Origin of the sequence: Mesorhizobium sp. M8A.F.Ca.ET.181.01.1.1 (assembly GCF_004792025.1) — a bacterium.
Classification (GTDB): domain Bacteria; phylum Pseudomonadota; class Alphaproteobacteria; order Rhizobiales; family Rhizobiaceae; genus Mesorhizobium.
Genome location: NZ_SRTV01000001.1, coordinates 829,954 through 847,351, shown reverse-complemented (window position 1 = coordinate 847,351; position 17,398 = coordinate 829,954). Strand labels below are relative to the sequence as shown.

The window sequence follows — 17,398 nt, the reverse complement described above, 5'->3', positions numbered from 1 at the left end:
TGGCGCCTCAATTCGTCTTGGCTTTTTCGTCCCCGGGCAGCACGTAGTCGGTGCCTTCCCAAGGGGAAAGAAAATCAAAATTGCGGAATTCCTGCTTGAGCTCGACCGGCTCGTAGATGACGCGCTTGGCCTCGTCGTCGTAGCGCACTTCGACGAAACCGGTCAGCGGGAAGTCCTTGCGCAGCGGATGGCCTTCGAACCCGTAATCGGTCAGCAGGCGGCGCAGGTCCGGATGGCCCGAGAACAGCACGCCATAGAGATCGTAGGTCTCCCGCTCGAACCAGTCGGCGCCGGGATAGACGCCGGTGACCGACGGCACCATCGTCTCCTCGTCGGCCTGCACCTTGACGCGGATGCGGACATTCTGCTTCGGCGAAAGCAGGTGATAGACGACGTCGAAGCGCTTGGCCCGCGACGGATAGTCGGCGCCGCAGACATCGATGATCGAAATGAACTGGCAGCGCGCATCGTCGCGCAGGAAGGTCATTACCTCGATCAGGTTTTGCGGCTCGACGTGAACGGTAAGCTCGCCGTAAGCGAGCACAGCGTCGCTGAAGCGGCCAGGCAGCTTCTCGCCGAGATAGGTCGACAGTTCGCTAAGGGATGCGGCCATGGATTTACCGTTCGATCGTGCCGGTGCGGCGGATCTTCTTCTGCAACAGAAGAATGCCGTAGAGCAGGGCTTCGGCGCTCGGCGGGCAGCCGGGCACATAGATGTCGACCGGCACGACCCGGTCGCAGCCGCGCACCACCGAATAGGAATAGTGGTAATAGCCGCCGCCATTGGCGCAGGAGCCCATCGAGATGACGTAGCGCGGCTCCGGCATCTGGTCGTAGACCTTGCGCAGCGCCGGCGCCATCTTGTTGGTCAGCGTGCCGGCGACGATCATGATGTCGGACTGGCGCGGAGACGCGCGCGGCGCGACACCGAAGCGCTCCGAATCGTAACGCGGCATCGAGGTGTGGATCATCTCGACCGCGCAGCACGCCAAACCGAAGGTCATGAACATCAGCGAGCCGCTGCGCGCCCAGGTGATCAGCGCCTCGGTCGAGGTGACCAGAAAACCCTTGTCTGCAAGCTCATTGTTGATTTCGAGGAAGAAGGGATCGTCCTCCCCCACCGGCCTGCCGGTGTTGGGATCGATGATGCCCTTGGGCTTTGGCGCGACGAGGGTGCCTGAACTGTCGTTCAATCCCATTCCAGCGCTCCTTTTTTCCATTCATAGGCAAAGCCGATGGTCAGCACCGTCAAAAACACCATCATCGACCAGAAGCCGAGCATGCCGATCTTCGAGAAGGACACTGCCCAGGGAAACAGGAAGGCCACTTCGAGGTCGAAGATGATGAACAGGATCGACACCAGGTAGAAACGAATGTCGAACTTCATGCGGGCATCGTCGAACGAGTTGAAACCGCACTCGTAGGCGGACAGCTTTTCGGGATCGGGGTTGCGGTAGGCCACCAGGAACGGTGCGACCAGCAGCGCCAGGCCGACCACCAGCGCCACGCCGATGAACAGGACGATGGGCAGGTACGAACTGAGGAGTGCGTTCATGCAGCGGCTTTCCGTTGGCGCCAATCCACGTTGATTACAGCACCGGACCTTAATGCGGAAGCGTGACAGTTTAACCGCTGAACCGTTTTAAGGAGCCTATGCTGCAACGCGGCGAGGGTTAGCGCAGCACTTCCAGCGAAGCAAGTCAAACCTTGTTCAAAACAACGAGCTGGACGGCATTCCGGGAGAAACTGGTCTCATAGGCTCCTGTTTGATTTCCTTCTCTTTTTACTCCACTTTTCTCTCCTGACAGGGTTGCCGCCAAAACCCTGCTAGCATGGGCTGGAATCACCCATCACATCTTTGTCAAAGCACCCTCAGAGTGACGCCTGCATGAAGGAAAAGATCTCGCTAGCCGCCGCCCGGCGCATCGCGCTCGCCGCTCAGGGATTTCTCGATCCCCGCCCCGCCGGCATGCCCGACCGCCGCCATTTCGCCCGCGTTCTGTCCCGCACCGGCCTGCTGCAGATCGATTCCGTCAGTGCGGTGGTGCGTGCCCACTATATGCCGCTCTATTCGCGTCTGGGTCCCTATCCCGTCGCCTTGCTCGACAACGCCGCCGTGACGCGCAAGCGCACGGTGTTCGAATATTGGGCACACGAGGCCTCATTCCTGCCGGTCGAGACGTACCCGCTGATGCGCTGGCGCATGCAGCGCGCCGAGCAAGGCGATGAAATGTATCTGGGGCTGGCCAAATGGGGCCGTGAGCACGCTGCCTATATAGAAGAGATCTACCGCCAGGTCGTCGATCGTGGCCCGATCGCCGCTTCGGCGCTGGAAGGCCAGAAAGGCTCCGGCGGCTGGTGGGGTTGGAGCCACGCCAAGCACGCCTTCGAATGGCTGTTCTGGGCCGGCCGCATCACCACGGCGCACCGGCGCGGTTTCGAGCGCTTCTATGACCTGCCGGAGCGGGTGCTGCCGCAAGCGATCCTCGACCTGCCGGTACCGGCGGCCGAGGATGCACATCGCGAATTGCTGCGCATTTCCGCCCGCGCCCACGGCATCGCCACATCAGGCGACCTGCGCGACTATTTCCGGCTCTCCCCCGCCGACATGAAAGGCCGGCTCGAGGAACTGGTCGAACTCGGCGAGTTGTTGCCGGTCCGTGTCGAGGGGTGGGACAAGCCAGCTTACCTTCACAGGGATGCGCGTTTGCCACGCAAGATCGAGGCCCGCGCCCTGCTGGCGCCGTTCGATCCCGTCGTCTTCGAGCGCTCGCGCTCGGAGCGGCTGTTCGATTTTCACTATCGCATCGAAATCTACACCCCGGCCGAGAAGCGCCAATACGGCTACTATGTCCTGCCCTTCCTGCTTGGCGACAGGATCGTGGCGCGCGTCGACCTCAAAGCCGACCGGCCGGCCAGTGTCCTGCGCGTCCATGCCGCCTATGCCGAGCCCGGCGCGCCGCCTGAAACCGCCGCTGAACTTTTCGAGGAATTGAAGCAGATGCAGGGCTGGCTTGGGCTTGAACGCATCGAAGTGACGCCTGCCGGCGACCTCGGCCCGGCGCTGTCCGACATCGCGGTGTCGTAAGCTCGCGTTGACACCGCTGCCCGCAAGAGCCTAAATCCGATCCAGACGGTCTCCTCTCGGCAAAGGGAGGAGCCAAGAGGGAATGCGGTGCGGGCCGAAAAGCCCAAATCCGCGGCTGTCCCCGCAACTGTAAGCGAAGAGCCAAGGCCGAAAGCCACTGGGATTGTCCCGGGAAGGCGGCTACCCAAGGCGATGACCCGCGAGCCAGGAGACCTGCCGTCTGGAATGCAAGAATCCGATCGCCCGGCGGGTTTTCCGGGCAAGGAGCCTGATTTGGATCGCGACAGCAGTTTCTCGGCTGAAACAACGGACATTTCGTCCGGCGAGGATGATTCCCTGGCCGGCATCACTGTCATCGTCTGCGCCTCCTGTCGCGACGAGACCGGTTCCGACGCCCATCCCCGGGCCGGCGAACTTTTGGCTGAAGATACGCGCCAAGCCGCCTCGAGCGAGAAAATCCGCATCCGTACGGTCGAATGCCTCGGCAATTGCAAGCGCCGGCTCAGCGCCGCGATCCTGCGCGACGGCTGCTGGAGCTATGTGTTCGGCGACCTGACCGCGACCAGCGGCGCCGATCTCGTCGCCGGCGCGAAACTCTTCGCCACCTCGACCGACGGCCTCATTCCCTGGCGCGGCCGCCCCGATAGCCTCAAGCGCGGCCTCGTTGCCCGCATCCCTCCTCTCGACATGCTGAAGGACTTGACATGACCGCTCCAAATTCGGCCGGCAATCTCTCCCGCGTTCCCTGCACCGTCGTTACCGGCTTCCTCGGGGCCGGCAAGACGACGCTGGTCCGCCATCTCCTGGAAAACGCCGGCGGCAAGCGGATTGCCATCATCGTCAACGAATTCGGCGATATCGGCATCGACGGCGAAATCCTCAAGGGCTGCGGCATCGACACCTGCCCGGAGGAAAACATCGTCGAACTGGCCAATGGCTGCATCTGCTGCACCGTCGCCGACGATTTCGTGCCGGCGCTCGACCAGATCCTGTCGCTGACGCCGAAGGTCGACCATATCCTGATCGAAACCTCCGGTCTCGCTCTCCCCAAGCCTCTGGTCCAGGCGTTCCAGTGGCCGACGGTGAAAAGCCGCGTGACCGTCGACGGCGTCATCGCCGTGGTCGATGGCCCGGCGTTGGCTGAAGGCCGCGTCGCCAATGACATGGACGCCCTGCAGGCGCAGCGCGCCGGGGATGAGAGCCTCGACCATGACGACCCGGTCGAGGAAGTGTTCGAGGACCAGATCGCCTGCGCCGACCTGATCATCCTGTCGAAGAGCGACCTGATGGACGCCGACGGCTCGGCCCGCGCCAACGCCATCGTCAATGAACACTCCGCCCGCGCCGTGAAGATCGTGCCGACGTCGCATGGCAAGGTCGATCCCTCGGTGCTGCTCGGGCTTGGTCTTGCCGTCGAGGATGACATCGAGAACCGCAAGTCCCATCATGACGGCGCATTCGACCACGAGCATGACGACTTCGACACGTTCATCGTCGACATTCCTTCGATCGCCAATCCGGACGAGTTGGCAAAGCGCGTCGCCGCGGCCGCCGAACAGGAAAACGTGCTGCGTGTGAAAGGCTTCGTCGAGGTCGGCGGCAAGCCGATGCGGCTCCTGCTGCAGGCCGTCGGCCCGCGCGTCAATCATTACTATGACCGCGCCTGGGCCGCCGAGGATGACCGCCGCTCGCGCCTGGTCGTCATCGGCCTCAAGGGGCTGAACCGTCCGGCGATCGAACGCATACTCGCCGGCTGATTTCAGACACGGGCCGCGATGCACATCCTCACCACGACCTCCGCCTCGCTCGACGACCTCGCCGAGCCTGTCGACCTCAGGCAAACGCCGGGGGATATCGTGGCCTTGTCGTTCACCGACAGCGATCTCGCCGGACTGGCGGCGGCATGGAAGGCGGACGCCGATCGCTTGCCCTCCATGCGGCTGGCCGCACTGCGCGATCTGCGCCACCCCATGTCCGTCGACCTCTGGATCGACAGCGTCGCCCGCCATGCCAAGGTCATCCTGGTGCGCATCCTCGGCGGCAACGACTGGTGGCGCTATGGCTGCGACCAGCTGGCGGTGATTGCCCGTGAGCGCGGCATCAAACTGGCGCTGCTTCCGGGTGAAAGCCATGACGAGGATCTCAGGCTGATCGAAGCCTCGACGCTGCCACGCGCCGAACTCGACGGCCTGCTTGGCTATTTCCGAGAGGGCGGCCCGGCCAATATGAGCGCGCTGGTTCGGAGGCTGGCAGGCCTGGCTGGACAGGATACGTCCGTCGCCAGTCCGGTCAGCGTGCCGAAGGCCGGTTACTATCAGTCTGGATTGGGGGTCGCGGAGGAGCCGGACCTTTCAATGGTCGGCGCTCCCGTCGTCCCTATTCTCTTCTACCGCTCGATGCTGCTCGCGGCCGACGTCGCCCCGATCGATGCGCTGGCCGAGGCTTTGCGCTCCCAGGGACTGGCAGCGGTCCCGGTCTTCGTTTCCAGCCTCAAGGATCCTGGGTCCCTGGCCTTCGTCGAAAACGCCATTGCATCGCTGAAACCCGCCGCCATCATCACCGCGACCGCCTTCGCTTCGGGTGCCGAACCCGGCGTTGAAACCCTGTTCGACCGCGCCGGCGTGCCCGTCTTCCAGGTCATCATCGCCACCACCCGCCGCGATGTCTGGGAAAACAACCAGCGCGGCCTGGCGCCGGCCGACCTTGCCATGCATGTCGTGCTGCCCGAACTCGACGGCCGCATCCTTGCAGGCGCCATTTCCTTCAAGGGCGAGAGCGATGTCGATCCGGCGCTTGGCCACCGTGCGCTGGCCAACCGGCCGGAACCGGATCGTGTGACGCAGGTGGCTAAGCGCGTTGCGGCCTTCATCCGCCTGCGGGAGACATCGCGCGCAGAGCGCAAACTGGCGATCCTGATTCCCGATTATCCCAGCGCTCCTGGCCGCACCGGATATGCGGTCGGGCTGGATGTGCCATCCAGTGTGCTGGCGATGCTGCACGACTTGAGCGAACAGGGCTATGCCGTTGAGGGGATTCCGCAAACACCGCGCGCGTTGCTGGATCTGCTGGAGCACGGCAATGATCGATTGGGGCTCGACGACTATGGTGCCTTTTCTATTGAGCTTCCGACATCGGCAATTGCCGCGGTAGACGCCGCGTGGGGCAGAGCAGATCAGGAGACAGGTTTGCGCGAGGCGCCCCCCTCTGTCCTGCCGGACATCTCCCCCACACGGGGGGAGATTGTGCCCGCATCTCCGCTTTCGCCAATTTCGAAGGTTAAAGAACGGGCGCCGAAGTTGCCAATCTCCCCCCTCGTGGGGGAGATGTCCGGCAGGACAGAGGGGGGCGCTCAAGCGCCAGCCTCAGCAAACTTCCCCTTCCGTGCCGCAACCTTCGGCAACATCACCGTGGCACTCGCCCCTGATCGCGGCCGTTCCGCCGATCGCCGCGCCGATTACCACGACCCGACACTGCCTCCGCGCCACGCCTTGATCGCCTTCGGCCTCTGGCTGCGCAAATCGCTCGGCGTCCATGCCTTGATCCACGTCGGCGCCCACGGCACGCTGGAATGGCTGCCCGGCAAGACCGTCGCGCTTTCGCAAAACTGCTTCCCCGAGATCGTGACCGGGTCCCTGCCCGTCATCTATCCCTTCATCGTCTCCAATCCAGGCGAGGCGGCGCAGGCCAAACGGCGCATCGCCGCCGTCACCCTTGGCCATCTGCCGCCGCCGCTCGCCGGTGCAGGTCTCGACGAGGACCAGCACAAGCTCGAACGCCTGGTCGATGAATACGCCCAGGCCGATGGCCTTGACCGCCGCCGCCGCGACCGTCTCGCCAGGCTGATTGTCGAAACCGCGCAAAAGACCGGCCTTGCCTCCGAAGCCGGCGTCGCCAAAACCGATGCGCCCGACGAAGCGCTGCGCCGTATCGACGCCTGGCTCTGCGATCTCAAGGACTTCGCTATCAAGGACGGGCTGCATATCTACGGCCGCGCGCCCGAGGGCGAGCCGGATGCCATGCGCCGCCAAAGCGCGGAAGCCGAGAAGTCGGCGCTGTTCGCCGCGCTCGATGGCTGTCACGTCAAGGCCGGCCCGGCTGGCGCGCCCGCACGGGGCCGCTCCGACGTGCTGCCCACTGGCCGCAACCTGTTCACCTCGGACCCGCGCACCATGCCGACGCCGACCGCCTACGACCTGGGCAAGGCGGCGGCGGAGGAAGTGGTGCGCGGCTACCTGCAATCGCATGGCGACTGGCCGCGTTCCCTGGTTATCGACCTCTGGGGCTCGGCCTCGCTGCGCACCGGCGGCGAGGAGATCGCGCAGGGCCTGGCGCTGATGGGCTGCCGACCGCAATGGGACGCTGCCACCGGCCGCATCACCGGCATCGAGGTGCTGCCGCCAGCTATGCTCGGCCGTCCGCGCGTCGACGTCACCTGGCGCATATCAGGCCTGTTCCGCGACATGTTCCCGACCCAGATCGCCCTGATCGACGCCGCCGCCAACGCCGTTTCCGCGCGCGACGAGGACGATTCGGAAAACCCGCTCGCCGCCAAGACCCGCGCCGATGGCAAGATCAGCCCGCGCATCTTCGGCACATCGCCCGGCACTTACGGCGCCGGCGTCGAGGATCTGTTGTCGAGAGGCGACTGGAGCGCGCGCGATGAGATCGGCCGCGCCTATCTCGACGCCACCTCGCACGCCTATGGCGGCGCCGGCGGCGAAGGCGTCTCGGCGCCCGGAGCGTTTGAAGGCCGCATCGCCGAAGCCGATCTTCTGGTCCACACCGGCGACGACCCCGGTCGCGACATCCTCGAAGGTTCCGCCGACGTCGCCTTCATCGGCGGCTTTTCGGCCGCCTTGGCCGCACTCGGCAGGAACGCCGACGTCATCGTGCTCGACACCACCGATCCGCAAAAACCGAAACCGCGATCGGTCGGCGAGGCCGTGTCGCGCGTGGTGCGTGCCCGCGCCGTCAACGCACGCTTCATCTCAGGCCAGATGCGGCACGGCCCGCGTGGCGCCTCCGAATTCGCCGAAACGGTCGATCGGCTGGTCGGCTTCGCCGAGACCACCCATGCCATTTCAGGCGCGCTGATCGAGGCCGTGCACGATGCCTATCTCGGCGATCCGGACGTTCGCGCCTTCATCCTGCGCGAAAATCCCGCCGCCGCCAAAGTCATCGCCGAGCGCTTCCTGTCGGCGCGCCGCCGCGGCCTCTGGCATCCTTTGCGCAATTCCATCGACGACGATCTCGCCGCGCTGATTGCGGAAGCCAACGCGCCCGGGGTCGCGGCATGAACGCCTTCTCGCGCCGTGGCGCCTGCCCCGCTCTGTCCGCGCCGATGCAGACAGGCGACGGCCTGCTGGTGCGCCTGAACCCGGTCGCCGGAGGTCCATCCTCCGGAGGGTTGTCGCCGAAGCTCTTGATCGGGATCGCCGAATCCGCCTTGCGGCACGGCAACGGCATCATGGAAGTCACCGCGCGCGGCAGCCTGCAGATACGCGGCCTCACGGCGGACAGCGCTGCGTTGCTGGCGGCGGAGGTGGATGCATTGGGAATCGCGGTGCGCACCGGGGTGCCGGTCGAGACCGGCCCGCTGGCAGGCATTGACCCGCAGGAGATCGCCGATCCCCGGCCGATGGCGGAAGAGATTCGCGTGGCCGTCGAGGAAGCTGGGTTGACGCAGCGGCTGGGACCGAAGGTTTCGGTGATCGTTGACGGTGGCGGGCAACTGACGCTGGATGCGGTAACGGCCGATGTGCGGCTGAGGGCGGTGCGAGCCGATACAGCCAGCCGTTGGCTTGTATCCGTCGCGGGTGACGGGCGGACCGCCAAGCGGCTCACCGTGGCGGATGAGGATGCGGCACGCGACATTGCTGTCGCGGCGCTGCGGATGGTTGCCGAGAAAGGCCGGGACGCACACACGCGGGATTTGTCGGGGCGGCAATTGGAGTCTCTCGCAAGCTGGCACTCTACGGCGCCCCCCTCTGTCCTGCCGGACATCTCCCCCTCTAGGGGGGAGATCAACGGCTTCGACGCTGGCTTTTCAACAACACCGGAGATTGGCGAAACCATCGGTGACAGCGCAATCTCCCCCCTTGAGGGGGAGATGTCCGGCAGGACAGAGGGGGGCGCCTCGCGCAAACCTATCGGGCTTTTCCCCTTGGCCGGTGAAACTTTCGCCCTCGGCATCGGCCTGCCCTATGGCAGCATCCCAGCGGACAAAATCATCGCACTCGCAAAAAGCGCCCTCGCCCTCGGCACCACCGAAATCCGCCTCGCCCCAGGCCGCGCCTTGCTTTTCCTCGGCCAGCCGGCGACCGCCAACCAGCCCCTGCAAGACACAGCCGCCACCCTCGGCTTCGTCACCTCAGCCGCCGACCCGCGTACGCGCATCGCCGCTTGCCCGGGTGCGCCGGCCTGCGCGTCCGGCCGCATCGCCACCCGCGATATCGCCGAGACGATCGCCACCGAAAACGCCGACATCCTCGATCCCTCCCTCACCCTGCACATTTCCGGCTGCGCCAAGGGCTGCGCGCATCCCGGCCCGGCGGCGCTGACTTTGGTCGGCGGCGAAAACGGAGCCGGACTTGTCGTGAACGCGACGGCAAAGGCTCTTCCTGCCGGCTACAGGCCGGGCTATGACGCCGCGCGCGGCATCGGCCGCGTCGCCGCGGTGATCCGCGGCGCTCGATATCAGGGCGAGACCGCCGCCGCTTGCCTGACAAGGCTGGGCACGGCCGGCATCGCCGAAACTTACCAACGGGCCCAACCTTACCAACGGAAATGAGCATGGCCGCCTACGACTACATCCACGACGGCACGGCGATCTACGAGCGCTCCTTCGCCATCATCCGCGCCGAGGCCGATCTCTCGCGCTTCTCGGAGGCCGAGGCCGATGTCGCCATCCGCATGATCCATGCCTGCGGCCAGGTCGAAGCCGCCAGGAATTTTGTCTTCTCCCCCGATTTCGTCACCGCCGCCCGCAAAGCCCTGGCGGCGGGCGCGCCTATCTTCTGCGACGCGGAGATGGTCTCGCATGGCGTCACCCGCGCCCGGCTGCCGGCCGGCAATGAGGTGATCTGCACCTTGCGCGACCCGCGCACGCATGACATCGCGAGGGAGATCGGCAACACCCGCTCGGCCGCCGCGATCGACCTGTGGGGCGAGCGCATGGCCGGTTCGGTTGTCGCCATCGGCAATGCCCCGACCGCGCTCTTCTACCTCCTGGAGAAGCTGCGCGATGGCGCGCCGAAGCCAGCTGCCATCATCGGCATGCCAGTCGGCTTTGTCGGCGCCGCCGAATCCAAGGATGCGCTGGCCGAGAATTCCTATGGCGTGCCCTACGCCATCGTGCGCGGCAGGCTCGGCGGCAGCGCCATGACCGCCGCCGCGCTCAATTCGCTGGCGAGGCCTGGTCTGTGAACGCGATTTCCAAAGGCAGGCTTGTCGGTGTCGGCACGGGTCCCGGCGACCCCGAATTGTTGACGCTGAAGGCCGCGCGAGCCTTGGCCGAGGCCGATGTCGTGGCCTATTTCGCCAAGCGCGGCAACAACAGCAATGCGCGCGCCATCGTCGAAGCGCGCTTCCGGCCCGACATGCTGGAACTGCCGCTGCTCTATCCCGTGACCACCGAAATCGACAAGGATCACGACGACTACCGCTCGCAGATATCAGGTTTCTACGAGGAATCGGCCGACAAGGTCGCCGAGCACCTAGATGCTGGCCGGATGGTCGCCGTGCTGTCCGAAGGCGACCCGCTGTTCTACGGCTCTTATATGCACCTGCACGTCCGTCTCGCCAATCGTTTCCCGACCGAAGTCATTCCCGGCATCACCGCCATGTCCGGCTGCTGGTCGCAGACCGGTGTGCCGATCGTCCAGGGCGACGACGTGCTGACCGTGCTGCCCGGCACGATGAGCGAGTTCGAGCTGACACGCCGGCTCGCCGACACCGACGCCGCCGTCATCATGAAGGTCGGCCGCAACCTGCCCAAGATCCGGCGGGCGCTGGAAGCGACCGGAAAGCTGACGCGCGCCGTCTATGTCGAGCGCGGCACCATGGCCGGCAGCGTCTCGATGCGGCTTGCCGACAAGCCGGACGACAAGGCGCCCTACTTCGCCATCGTGCTGGTCGCCGGCTGGTCCGGCCGCCCGACTGGAGCGCAGGCATGAGCGGCCGTCTCACCGTCATCGGCCTCGGCCCCGGCAATGCCGACCAGGTCACGCCGCAAGCCAGCCGCGCTGTCGCCGAGGCGAAATTCTTCTACGGCTACAAGCCTTATCTCGACCGGCTTGATCTGCGCCCCGACCAGACCCGCGTCGCTTCGGACAATCGCGAGGAACTCGCCCGTTCCAAGGATGCCCTGACCAAGGCCGCCGAAGGCCACGATGTCGCCGTGGTGTCCGGCGGCGATCCCGGCGTCTTCGCTATGGCCGCCGCTGTCTGCGAGGCGATCGAGGCCGGTCCGGCCGAATGGCGTGCGGTCGATGTCGCCGTCGTGCCTGGCGTCACCGCCATGCTGGCTGTCGCCGCCCGCATCGGTGCGCCGCTCGGCCACGACTTCTGCGCCATTTCGCTGTCCGACAATCTGAAGCCTTGGGATTTGATCGAACTGCGTCTTCTGGCGGCGGCTGGCGCCGGCTTCGTCATCGCGCTCTATAACCCGATCAGCAAGGCGCGTCCCTGGCAGCTTGGCCGCGCCTTCGAATGCCTGACCGCCATCCTGCCCGGCACGACGCCGGTGATCTTCGGCCGTGCCGCGGGCCGGCCAGACGAGCGCATCGAGGTCTATCTACTGGCCGACGTCGACGCTGAAAAGGCCGACATGGCGACCTGCATCATCATCGGTTCGCCGGAGACCCGGATCATCAAGCGCGGCGACAAGCCGGCGCTGGTCTACACGCCGCGCTCGGCGTCGGGTTCGACGAAATGATCGATCATGGCGGCCAGCGCTTCGACGGTTTCAGCCGAAGGCACCTCCGGCAAGGCCGGCCTGCGCACCATGACCACCTCGATGCCGAGCGTTCGCGCCGCGGCAATCTTCCCGTATGTCGCCGCGCCACCGCTGTTCTTCGACACCACGACACCTATGTGATGCTTTTCGAGCAAAGCGCGTTCTTCCCTCTCGTGAAACGGGCCCCGCGCCAGCAGATAGTCGGCGTCGGGCACAACCAGCTTCGGCTCGACCGGATCGACGCTGCGGATGAGATAGTGGTGCTGGGGTGCTGCCTCGAAGGCGGCGACCTCCTGCCGGCCAAGCGCCAGAAATACGCGGCGCGGCACATCGCCAAGCGCCCGCGCGGCGCCAGCAACGCTATCGATCTCAAGCCAGCGGTCGCCTTCTACGGCCTCCCACCCCGGGCGCCGCAAGGCAAGGATCGGCACGCCGGTCTTGCGCGCGGCCATTGCAGCATTGGCGGAGATCCGCGCCGCGTAGGGATGCGTGGCGTCGATCAGCAGACCAGTGCCGGTCTCCCTGAGATATGCGGCCAGTCCATCGGCGCCGCCGAATCCACCGCTTCGCACCGGCACGCCCTGCGCAACCGGGCTTTCCGTGCGGCCGGCCAGAGAAAGCGTGACGAGGAAATCCTCCACCAGTTTTCCGGCCAATTGGCGCGCTTCTGTTGTGCCGCCGAGGATCAGAATCTTCTTCATGGGCACCATGTCAAACATCGTCGGCGCTGCCCCTCACCCTTACCCTCTCCGCGTGAAGGACGGGGAGAGGGAGGCGTCGGCGCCGGAGCTTCTCCCTTCTCCCCGTCACTATACGGGGAGAAGGTGCCGGCAGGCGGATGAGGGGCGGCGCGACATGTCAAAAAATCAGCCAACGCCAAAATGGCTTACGGTAGTCGGCATCGGCGAGGACGGTTTAGCGGGTCTCGGCGACGAGGCCAAGCGTCGGATCGCCGAGGCGGAGTTCATCTTCGGTGGCAAGCGGCACCTGGCGCTAGTCGCTTCTTTCGCCAGGGGTAAGCCATGCCCCTGGCCGGTTCCTTTCGATGCCGGGATGGCCGATGTCCTGGCGCTCACCGGCAGGAATGTCTGTGTGCTCGCCTCCGGCGACCCGTTCTTTCACGGTGTCGGCGCCACCCTCGCCCGCAAGGTCCAGCCACAGGAGATGCATGTCATATCAGCTCCGTCGGCGATTTCGCTGGCCGCGGCGCGGCTCGGCTGGGCGCTGCAGGACATCGAGATCATCTCGTTGCACGGCCACCCGGTCGACCTGATCCGCCCGCTGCTGCAGCCCAACGCGCGCATCCTGGCGCTGACGTCGGATGGCGACGCGCCCGCTGCAATTGCCCGCCTGCTCACCGAGCTTGACTTCGGCGCTTCACGGTTGACGGTGCTGGAGGCGTTGGGCGGACCGAAGGAGACATTGCGCTCAGCGCGTGCCGATGCCTTCAATCTGGAAAACATCAATCCACTCAACGTGCTGGCGATCGAGATTGATTCGAATCCGCAAGGGCGCGTGCTGCCGCTCACATCGGGCCTTGCCGATCATATGTTCGAGCATGACGGCCAGATCACCAAACGCGAAATCCGCGCCATCACCCTGTCGGCGCTGGCGCCGAGACGCGGCGAAGTGCTGTGGGATATCGGCGCCGGCTCAGGGTCCATCGGCATCGAATGGATGCTCACCCACCCTTCGCTGCGCGCCATCGCCATCGAGGCCGACCCGACCCGCGCCGCCCGCATCGGCCACAATGCCGTCGCCTGTGGTGTTCCCGGCCTCGTCATTGTGGAAGGCAGCGCGCCCAAGGCACTGGCCAAACTAGCGACGCCCGATGCCATCTTCATCGGCGGCGGCGGCAGCGACGCCGGTGTCTTGAACGCCGCCATCAAGGCGCTGCGCGCCGGCGGCCGTCTCGTCGCCAACGCGGTGACGCTGGAGATGGAAGCCCTGCTTCTCGCCCAGCACACTAGGCGCGGCGGCGATCTTGTCAGGATAGGCATTTCCCGCGCCTCGCCTATCGGCTCGATGCAGGCGTGGCGGCCGGCCATGCCTGTCACGCAATGGAGCTGGGTCAAGCCATGATGGTCGCGGGCATCGGCAGCCGAAAAGGCGTCACCGTCGAGGACGTGCTCGCGGCGATAGAAACCGCGCTCGAAGCGCATGGGCTGGCGATGTCGGCTCTTTCGGCCCTGGCCACCGCGGCGCTCAAGAAGGATGAAGACGCGATCGCTGCCGCCGGCCGCGCGCTGAACCTTCCGGTCATCATCGTCGATGACGCAGCTCTCCAGGCAGCCTCGCCACGGACGCTCAGCAGCTCCAGCCTCTCGCGGGACCTGGCCGGCACACCATCGGTTTCCGAAGCGTCGGCCGTTGCCGTCGCCGGCAAAGGCGCCAGCCTGCTTGGTCCGCGCACGGTGCTCGGCGCGGTCACCTGCGCCATCGCCATCAGCGGAGACGCCGAATGACCGTCCATTTCATCGGCGCCGGTCCCGGTGCCGCCGACCTCATCACGCTGCGTGGCGCAAGGCTCTTGGCGAGTTGCCCGGTCTGCCTCCATGCCGGCTCCATCGTCGCGCCGGAATTGCTGCAGCATTGCGCGCCGGGAACGAAGCTGATCGACACCGCGCCGATGTCGCTCGACGAGATCGAGGCTGAATATGTGGCGGCCCACAAGGCCGGCCATGACGTTACCCGTCTGCACTCCGGCGACCTGTCGGTGTGGAGCGCGGTTGCCGAGCAGATCCGCCGGCTGGAAAAGCATGGCATCCCCTACACGCTGACGCCGGGCGTCCCTTCCTTCGCGGCGGCGGCCGCCGCCCTTCGCCGCGAGCTGACCATTCCCGAAGTCGCGCAAAGTCTTGTGCTGACCCGTGTCTCCGGCCGCGCCTCGAAAATGCCGCCTGGCGAGACCTTGGCCGGTTTCGGCCGTACCGGCGCCACGCTGGCCATCCATCTTGCCATCCACGCCATCGACCGCGTCGTCGCCGAACTGACACCGCACTATGGCGGCGATTGCCCGGTCGCGATCGTCTTTCGCGCCTCCTGGCCGGACGAGCGCGTGCTGACCGGCACGTTGGAGACGATCGAGGCAAAGCTCGCCGCCGATCCGATGGAGCGCACGGCGCTCATCTTCGTCGGCCGCTCGCTGGCGGCGGAAGGCTTTGGCGAGAGTTCATTGTACGACGCCCACTATCAGCGGCGTTTTCGCGGACGGGACGGATTGTGAGCGGCAGCACCAAAAACAAAGGCGAAAACGCCACGCTCGAACAGGCGCTTGCGCGGCTGAACTTCAAGCCGCGTCCGCTCGAGCCCGGCCATGTCTGGCTGGCCGGCGCCGGCCCCGGCGATCCCGGCTGCCTGACGCTGGAAGTGCTGGCGGCTTTGGCGAAAGCGGATGCGCTGGTCTATGACGCGCTGGTTTCGCCTGACGTGGTCGCGGTTGCCGGAAACGCCGAGCTTTTCTTTGCGGGAAAACGCGGCGGCCAGCCTTCGATGAAGCAGGACGATATCACCGCTTTGCTGGTGCGGCTGGCGCGTGAAGGCCGCCGCGTCGTCAGGCTGAAGGGCGGCGACCCCTATATTTTCGGCCGTGGCGGCGAAGAGGCGCTGGCACTGGCGCGCGAAAACATCCCGTTCCGTGTGCTGCCGGGCCTGACATCGGGCCTCAGCGCATTGGCGGCCACCGGTATCCCGGCCACCATGCGCGGCATCAACAAGGCTGTCATTCTGGCGACCGGCCACGCCGCCGGCACCGATGACGACATCGACTGGGTGGCAATCGCCCGCACCGGCCAGCCGGTCGTCGTCTATATGGGCATGGCCAATCTGCCTGTTATAGCGGCAGCCCTGCTCGACGGCGGGCTTGCGCCATCGACGCCGGCGGCCGTGATCGTCGCCGCGACGACGCCGCAGGAGCGAACCGTCGTCGCCACGCTCGCCACCATTGCCGAGGCAGCGGCGGCGGCCGGGCTTGCCTCACCGGCATTGATCGTCGTCGGCGGCATCGTCGCCATGCGCGCGGCACTGGCTGGGCAAGCATGACCGCGCGCGCGATCATCATCGGCGCGCCACGCTCCGGTTCTGGCAAGACCAGCGTCACCATCGGCATCTTGCGCGCGCTGACCCGGCGCGGCCTGAAGGTGCGCGGCGCCAAATCCGGCCCTGACTATATCGATCCCGGCTTCCACACCGCCGCCACCGGCCTGTCCGGCGTCAATCTCGACAGCTGGGCGATGTCGCCGTCGCTGCTCAATGCGCTGGCCGCACAGGCGGCCGACGATGCCGATTTCGTCATCCTCGAAAGCGCCATGGGTCTGTTCGACGGCATCCCGGCCGCGCAGGGGCGCACCGGTTCGGCCGCCGATCTGGCGCGGCTTTACGGCCTGCCGGTGCTGCTGGTGCTCGACGTGTCGGGCCAGTCGACCACGGCGGCGGCCGTCGCCAAGGGCTTTGCCACCTACGATCCGGATGTGCACATGGCGGGCGTGGTGCTGAACCGGCTGGGTAGCGAGCGCCACCGTCGGCTCTCCGGCGACGCCATCGAGGCGATCGGACTGCCCGTCGTCGGCGCCATCCTGCGCGATCCCACGCTCAATTTGCCCGAACGCCATCTCGGCCTCGTCCAGGCCGGCGAATATGACGACCTGGTGGCGCATCTCGATCGGCTCGCCGACATGGCCGAGAAGTCGCTCGACCTCGATGCGATCATGGCGCTGGCAACACCCCTCGCCCCGACAGTTGGCGACTTTGCCGACGCGCTGCGGCCGCCCGGCCAACGCATCGCGCTGGCAGAGGACGCCGCCTTCAGCTTCCTTTATCCGCATGTCGCCGCCTGTTGGCGCAAGGCCGGCGCGGAAATCGTTCCGTTCTCGCCGCTCGCCGACCAAGCGCCCGACGAGGATTGTGATGTCTGCTGGCTGCCCGGCGGCTACCCCGAGCTTCACGCCGGCACACTCGCAGCCGCAATGAATTTCCATGCGGGAATGGCGCGTTTCGCCGCGAAGAAGCCGGTCCATGGCGAGTGCGGTGGTTTCATGGTTCTTGGTGAAGCGCTGGAGGATGCTGGCGGCGAGACGCATCGCATGCTCGGCCTGCTCGGCCATTCCACCAGCTTCGCCAGGCGCAAGATGAATCTCGGCTACCGCGAGGCGCGGCTGCGCGCCGACTGTCCGCTGGGGCCGCAAGGTGCGCTGATCCGAGGTCACGAATTCCACTATGCGCAGATGACGGCCGCCGGCAATGACGAGCCGCTGGCCGACCTCGCCGACGGCCAGGGCAATCCGCTCGGCGCTTCCGGCTACCGGCGCGGCCATGTCAGCGGCACCTTCTTTCATGCGATTGCGAAGAGCTAGGCC

16 protein-coding genes, 1 pseudogene and 1 riboswitch are annotated in these 17,398 nt (G+C 66.1%); of the genes and pseudogenes, 13 read left to right on the top strand and 4 right to left on the bottom strand.

Annotated features, from left to right (window positions below; translation table 11 throughout):
* Window positions 1-7: 7 nt before the first annotated feature.
* The 3 genes from EN824_RS04200 to EN824_RS04190 are packed head-to-tail and all read right to left on the bottom strand — an operon-like array spanning window position 8 to window position 1,555.
* On the bottom strand, window positions 8-613 hold the full coding sequence (locus tag EN824_RS04200) for an NADH-quinone oxidoreductase subunit C (protein ID WP_135866573.1): 606 nt from the start codon (window positions 611-613) through the stop codon (window positions 8-10).
* A 4-nt stretch (window positions 614-617) separates the two neighbouring features.
* Window positions 618-1,199, bottom strand: coding sequence for an NADH-quinone oxidoreductase subunit B (locus EN824_RS04195; RefSeq protein ID WP_015317338.1), 582 nt, complete (start codon window positions 1,197-1,199; stop codon window positions 618-620).
* The gene (locus EN824_RS04190; protein WP_135931922.1) at window positions 1,190-1,555 is read right to left on the bottom strand and encodes an NADH-quinone oxidoreductase subunit A; all 366 of its coding nucleotides are present in this window, start codon (window positions 1,553-1,555) and stop codon (window positions 1,190-1,192) included. Before EN824_RS04190 ends, EN824_RS04195 begins: the two co-directional genes overlap by 10 nt.
* 333 nt (window positions 1,556-1,888) lie before the next feature.
* On the opposite strand from EN824_RS04190, the gene EN824_RS04185 reads away from it, so the two are divergent.
* The 8 genes and pseudogenes from EN824_RS04185 (at window position 1,889) to EN824_RS04150 (ending at window position 12,023) form a co-directional block, all read left to right on the top strand.
* Window positions 1,889-3,088, top strand: a complete 1,200-nt coding sequence (locus EN824_RS04185; RefSeq protein ID WP_135919217.1) for a winged helix-turn-helix domain-containing protein — start codon at window positions 1,889-1,891, stop codon at window positions 3,086-3,088.
* Between the two features lie 29 nt (window positions 3,089-3,117).
* Window positions 3,118-3,324, top strand: a riboswitch (cobalamin riboswitch).
* Between the two features lie 37 nt (window positions 3,325-3,361).
* Window positions 3,362-3,796, top strand: coding sequence for a DUF1636 family protein (locus tag EN824_RS04180; RefSeq protein ID WP_135915668.1), 435 nt, complete (start codon window positions 3,362-3,364; stop codon window positions 3,794-3,796).
* The gene (gene cobW / locus EN824_RS04175) at window positions 3,793-4,845 is read left to right on the top strand and encodes a cobalamin biosynthesis protein CobW (RefSeq protein WP_135915667.1); all 1,053 of its coding nucleotides are present in this window, start codon (window positions 3,793-3,795) and stop codon (window positions 4,843-4,845) included. Before EN824_RS04180 ends, cobW begins: the two co-directional genes overlap by 4 nt.
* A gap of 18 nt (window positions 4,846-4,863) precedes the next feature.
* Window positions 4,864-8,385, top strand: coding sequence for a cobaltochelatase subunit CobN (locus tag EN824_RS04170; RefSeq protein ID WP_135931921.1), 3,522 nt, complete (start codon window positions 4,864-4,866; stop codon window positions 8,383-8,385).
* Window positions 8,382-9,875 (top strand): annotated as a pseudogene (cobG, locus tag EN824_RS04165) (precorrin-3B synthase); the annotation flags it as partial. The gene EN824_RS04170 and the pseudogene cobG, both read left to right, overlap by 4 nt.
* 5 nt (window positions 9,876-9,880) lie before the next feature.
* Window positions 9,881-10,513: a precorrin-8X methylmutase gene (locus tag EN824_RS04160; RefSeq protein WP_127871593.1), complete on the top strand. Its 633-nt coding sequence runs from the start codon at window positions 9,881-9,883 to the stop codon at window positions 10,511-10,513.
* Window positions 10,510-11,262 (top strand): precorrin-2 C(20)-methyltransferase, encoded by a 753-nt coding sequence (locus tag EN824_RS04155; protein WP_127280970.1) that lies wholly within the window; start codon window positions 10,510-10,512, stop codon window positions 11,260-11,262. Before EN824_RS04160 ends, EN824_RS04155 begins: the two co-directional genes overlap by 4 nt.
* Window positions 11,259-12,023, top strand: a complete 765-nt coding sequence (locus EN824_RS04150) for a precorrin-3B C(17)-methyltransferase (protein ID WP_127280969.1) — start codon at window positions 11,259-11,261, stop codon at window positions 12,021-12,023. The genes EN824_RS04155 and EN824_RS04150 overlap by 4 nt, the downstream gene beginning before the upstream one ends.
* Here EN824_RS04150 and EN824_RS04145 read toward each other — a convergent pair.
* Window positions 11,987-12,745: a cobalt-precorrin-6A reductase gene (locus EN824_RS04145; RefSeq protein WP_135866560.1), complete on the bottom strand. Its 759-nt coding sequence runs from the start codon at window positions 12,743-12,745 to the stop codon at window positions 11,987-11,989. The two genes, EN824_RS04150 and EN824_RS04145, sit on opposite strands and share 37 nt — an antisense overlap.
* Window positions 12,746-12,899: 154 nt before the next feature.
* Here EN824_RS04145 and cbiE point away from each other — a divergent pair, with 154 nt between their 5' ends.
* From cbiE to EN824_RS04120, 5 genes are read left to right on the top strand one after another with little or no spacing between them, the layout of a single operon-like run.
* Window positions 12,900-14,126: a precorrin-6y C5,15-methyltransferase (decarboxylating) subunit CbiE gene (cbiE, locus tag EN824_RS04140; protein WP_135931919.1), complete on the top strand. Its 1,227-nt coding sequence runs from the start codon at window positions 12,900-12,902 to the stop codon at window positions 14,124-14,126.
* On the top strand, window positions 14,123-14,509 hold the full coding sequence (locus EN824_RS04135; protein ID WP_135866556.1) for a cobalamin biosynthesis protein: 387 nt from the start codon (window positions 14,123-14,125) through the stop codon (window positions 14,507-14,509). Before cbiE ends, EN824_RS04135 begins: the two co-directional genes overlap by 4 nt.
* Window positions 14,506-15,270, top strand: a complete 765-nt coding sequence (gene cobM / locus EN824_RS04130) for a precorrin-4 C(11)-methyltransferase (protein ID WP_135866554.1) — start codon at window positions 14,506-14,508, stop codon at window positions 15,268-15,270. The genes EN824_RS04135 and cobM overlap by 4 nt, the downstream gene beginning before the upstream one ends.
* A complete protein-coding gene (gene cobA, locus EN824_RS04125; RefSeq protein ID WP_135866552.1) occupies window positions 15,267-16,085 on the top strand; it encodes a uroporphyrinogen-III C-methyltransferase in 819 nt (272 codons plus the stop codon). Before cobM ends, cobA begins: the two co-directional genes overlap by 4 nt.
* On the top strand, window positions 16,082-17,395 hold the full coding sequence (locus tag EN824_RS04120; protein ID WP_135866550.1) for a cobyrinate a,c-diamide synthase: 1,314 nt from the start codon (window positions 16,082-16,084) through the stop codon (window positions 17,393-17,395). Before cobA ends, EN824_RS04120 begins: the two co-directional genes overlap by 4 nt.
* The last annotated feature ends 3 nt before the right edge of the window (window positions 17,396-17,398 follow it).

Coding starts and splice junctions, on each gene's coding strand:
- EN824_RS04200 (WP_135866573.1), bottom strand. CDS start 613: ATGGCCGCATCCCTTAGCGAACTGTCGACCTATCTCGGCGAGAAGCTG.
- EN824_RS04195 (WP_015317338.1), bottom strand. CDS start 1,199: ATGGGATTGAACGACAGTTCAGGCACCCTCGTCGCGCCAAAGCCCAAG.
- EN824_RS04190 (WP_135931922.1), bottom strand. CDS start 1,555: ATGAACGCACTCCTCAGTTCGTACCTGCCCATCGTCCTGTTCATCGGC.
- EN824_RS04185 (WP_135919217.1), top strand. CDS start 1,889: ATGAAGGAAAAGATCTCGCTAGCCGCCGCCCGGCGCATCGCGCTCGCC.
- cobW (WP_135915667.1), top strand. CDS start 3,793: ATGACCGCTCCAAATTCGGCCGGCAATCTCTCCCGCGTTCCCTGCACC.
- EN824_RS04170 (WP_135931921.1), top strand. CDS start 4,864: ATGCACATCCTCACCACGACCTCCGCCTCGCTCGACGACCTCGCCGAG.
- EN824_RS04160 (WP_127871593.1), top strand. CDS start 9,881: ATGGCCGCCTACGACTACATCCACGACGGCACGGCGATCTACGAGCGC.
- EN824_RS04150 (WP_127280969.1), top strand. CDS start 11,259: ATGAGCGGCCGTCTCACCGTCATCGGCCTCGGCCCCGGCAATGCCGAC.
- EN824_RS04145 (WP_135866560.1), bottom strand. CDS start 12,745: ATGAAGAAGATTCTGATCCTCGGCGGCACAACAGAAGCGCGCCAATTG.
- cbiE (WP_135931919.1), top strand. CDS start 12,900: ATGTCAAAAAATCAGCCAACGCCAAAATGGCTTACGGTAGTCGGCATC.
- EN824_RS04135 (WP_135866556.1), top strand. CDS start 14,123: ATGATGGTCGCGGGCATCGGCAGCCGAAAAGGCGTCACCGTCGAGGAC.
- cobM (WP_135866554.1), top strand. CDS start 14,506: ATGACCGTCCATTTCATCGGCGCCGGTCCCGGTGCCGCCGACCTCATC.
- EN824_RS04120 (WP_135866550.1), top strand. CDS start 16,082: ATGACCGCGCGCGCGATCATCATCGGCGCGCCACGCTCCGGTTCTGGC.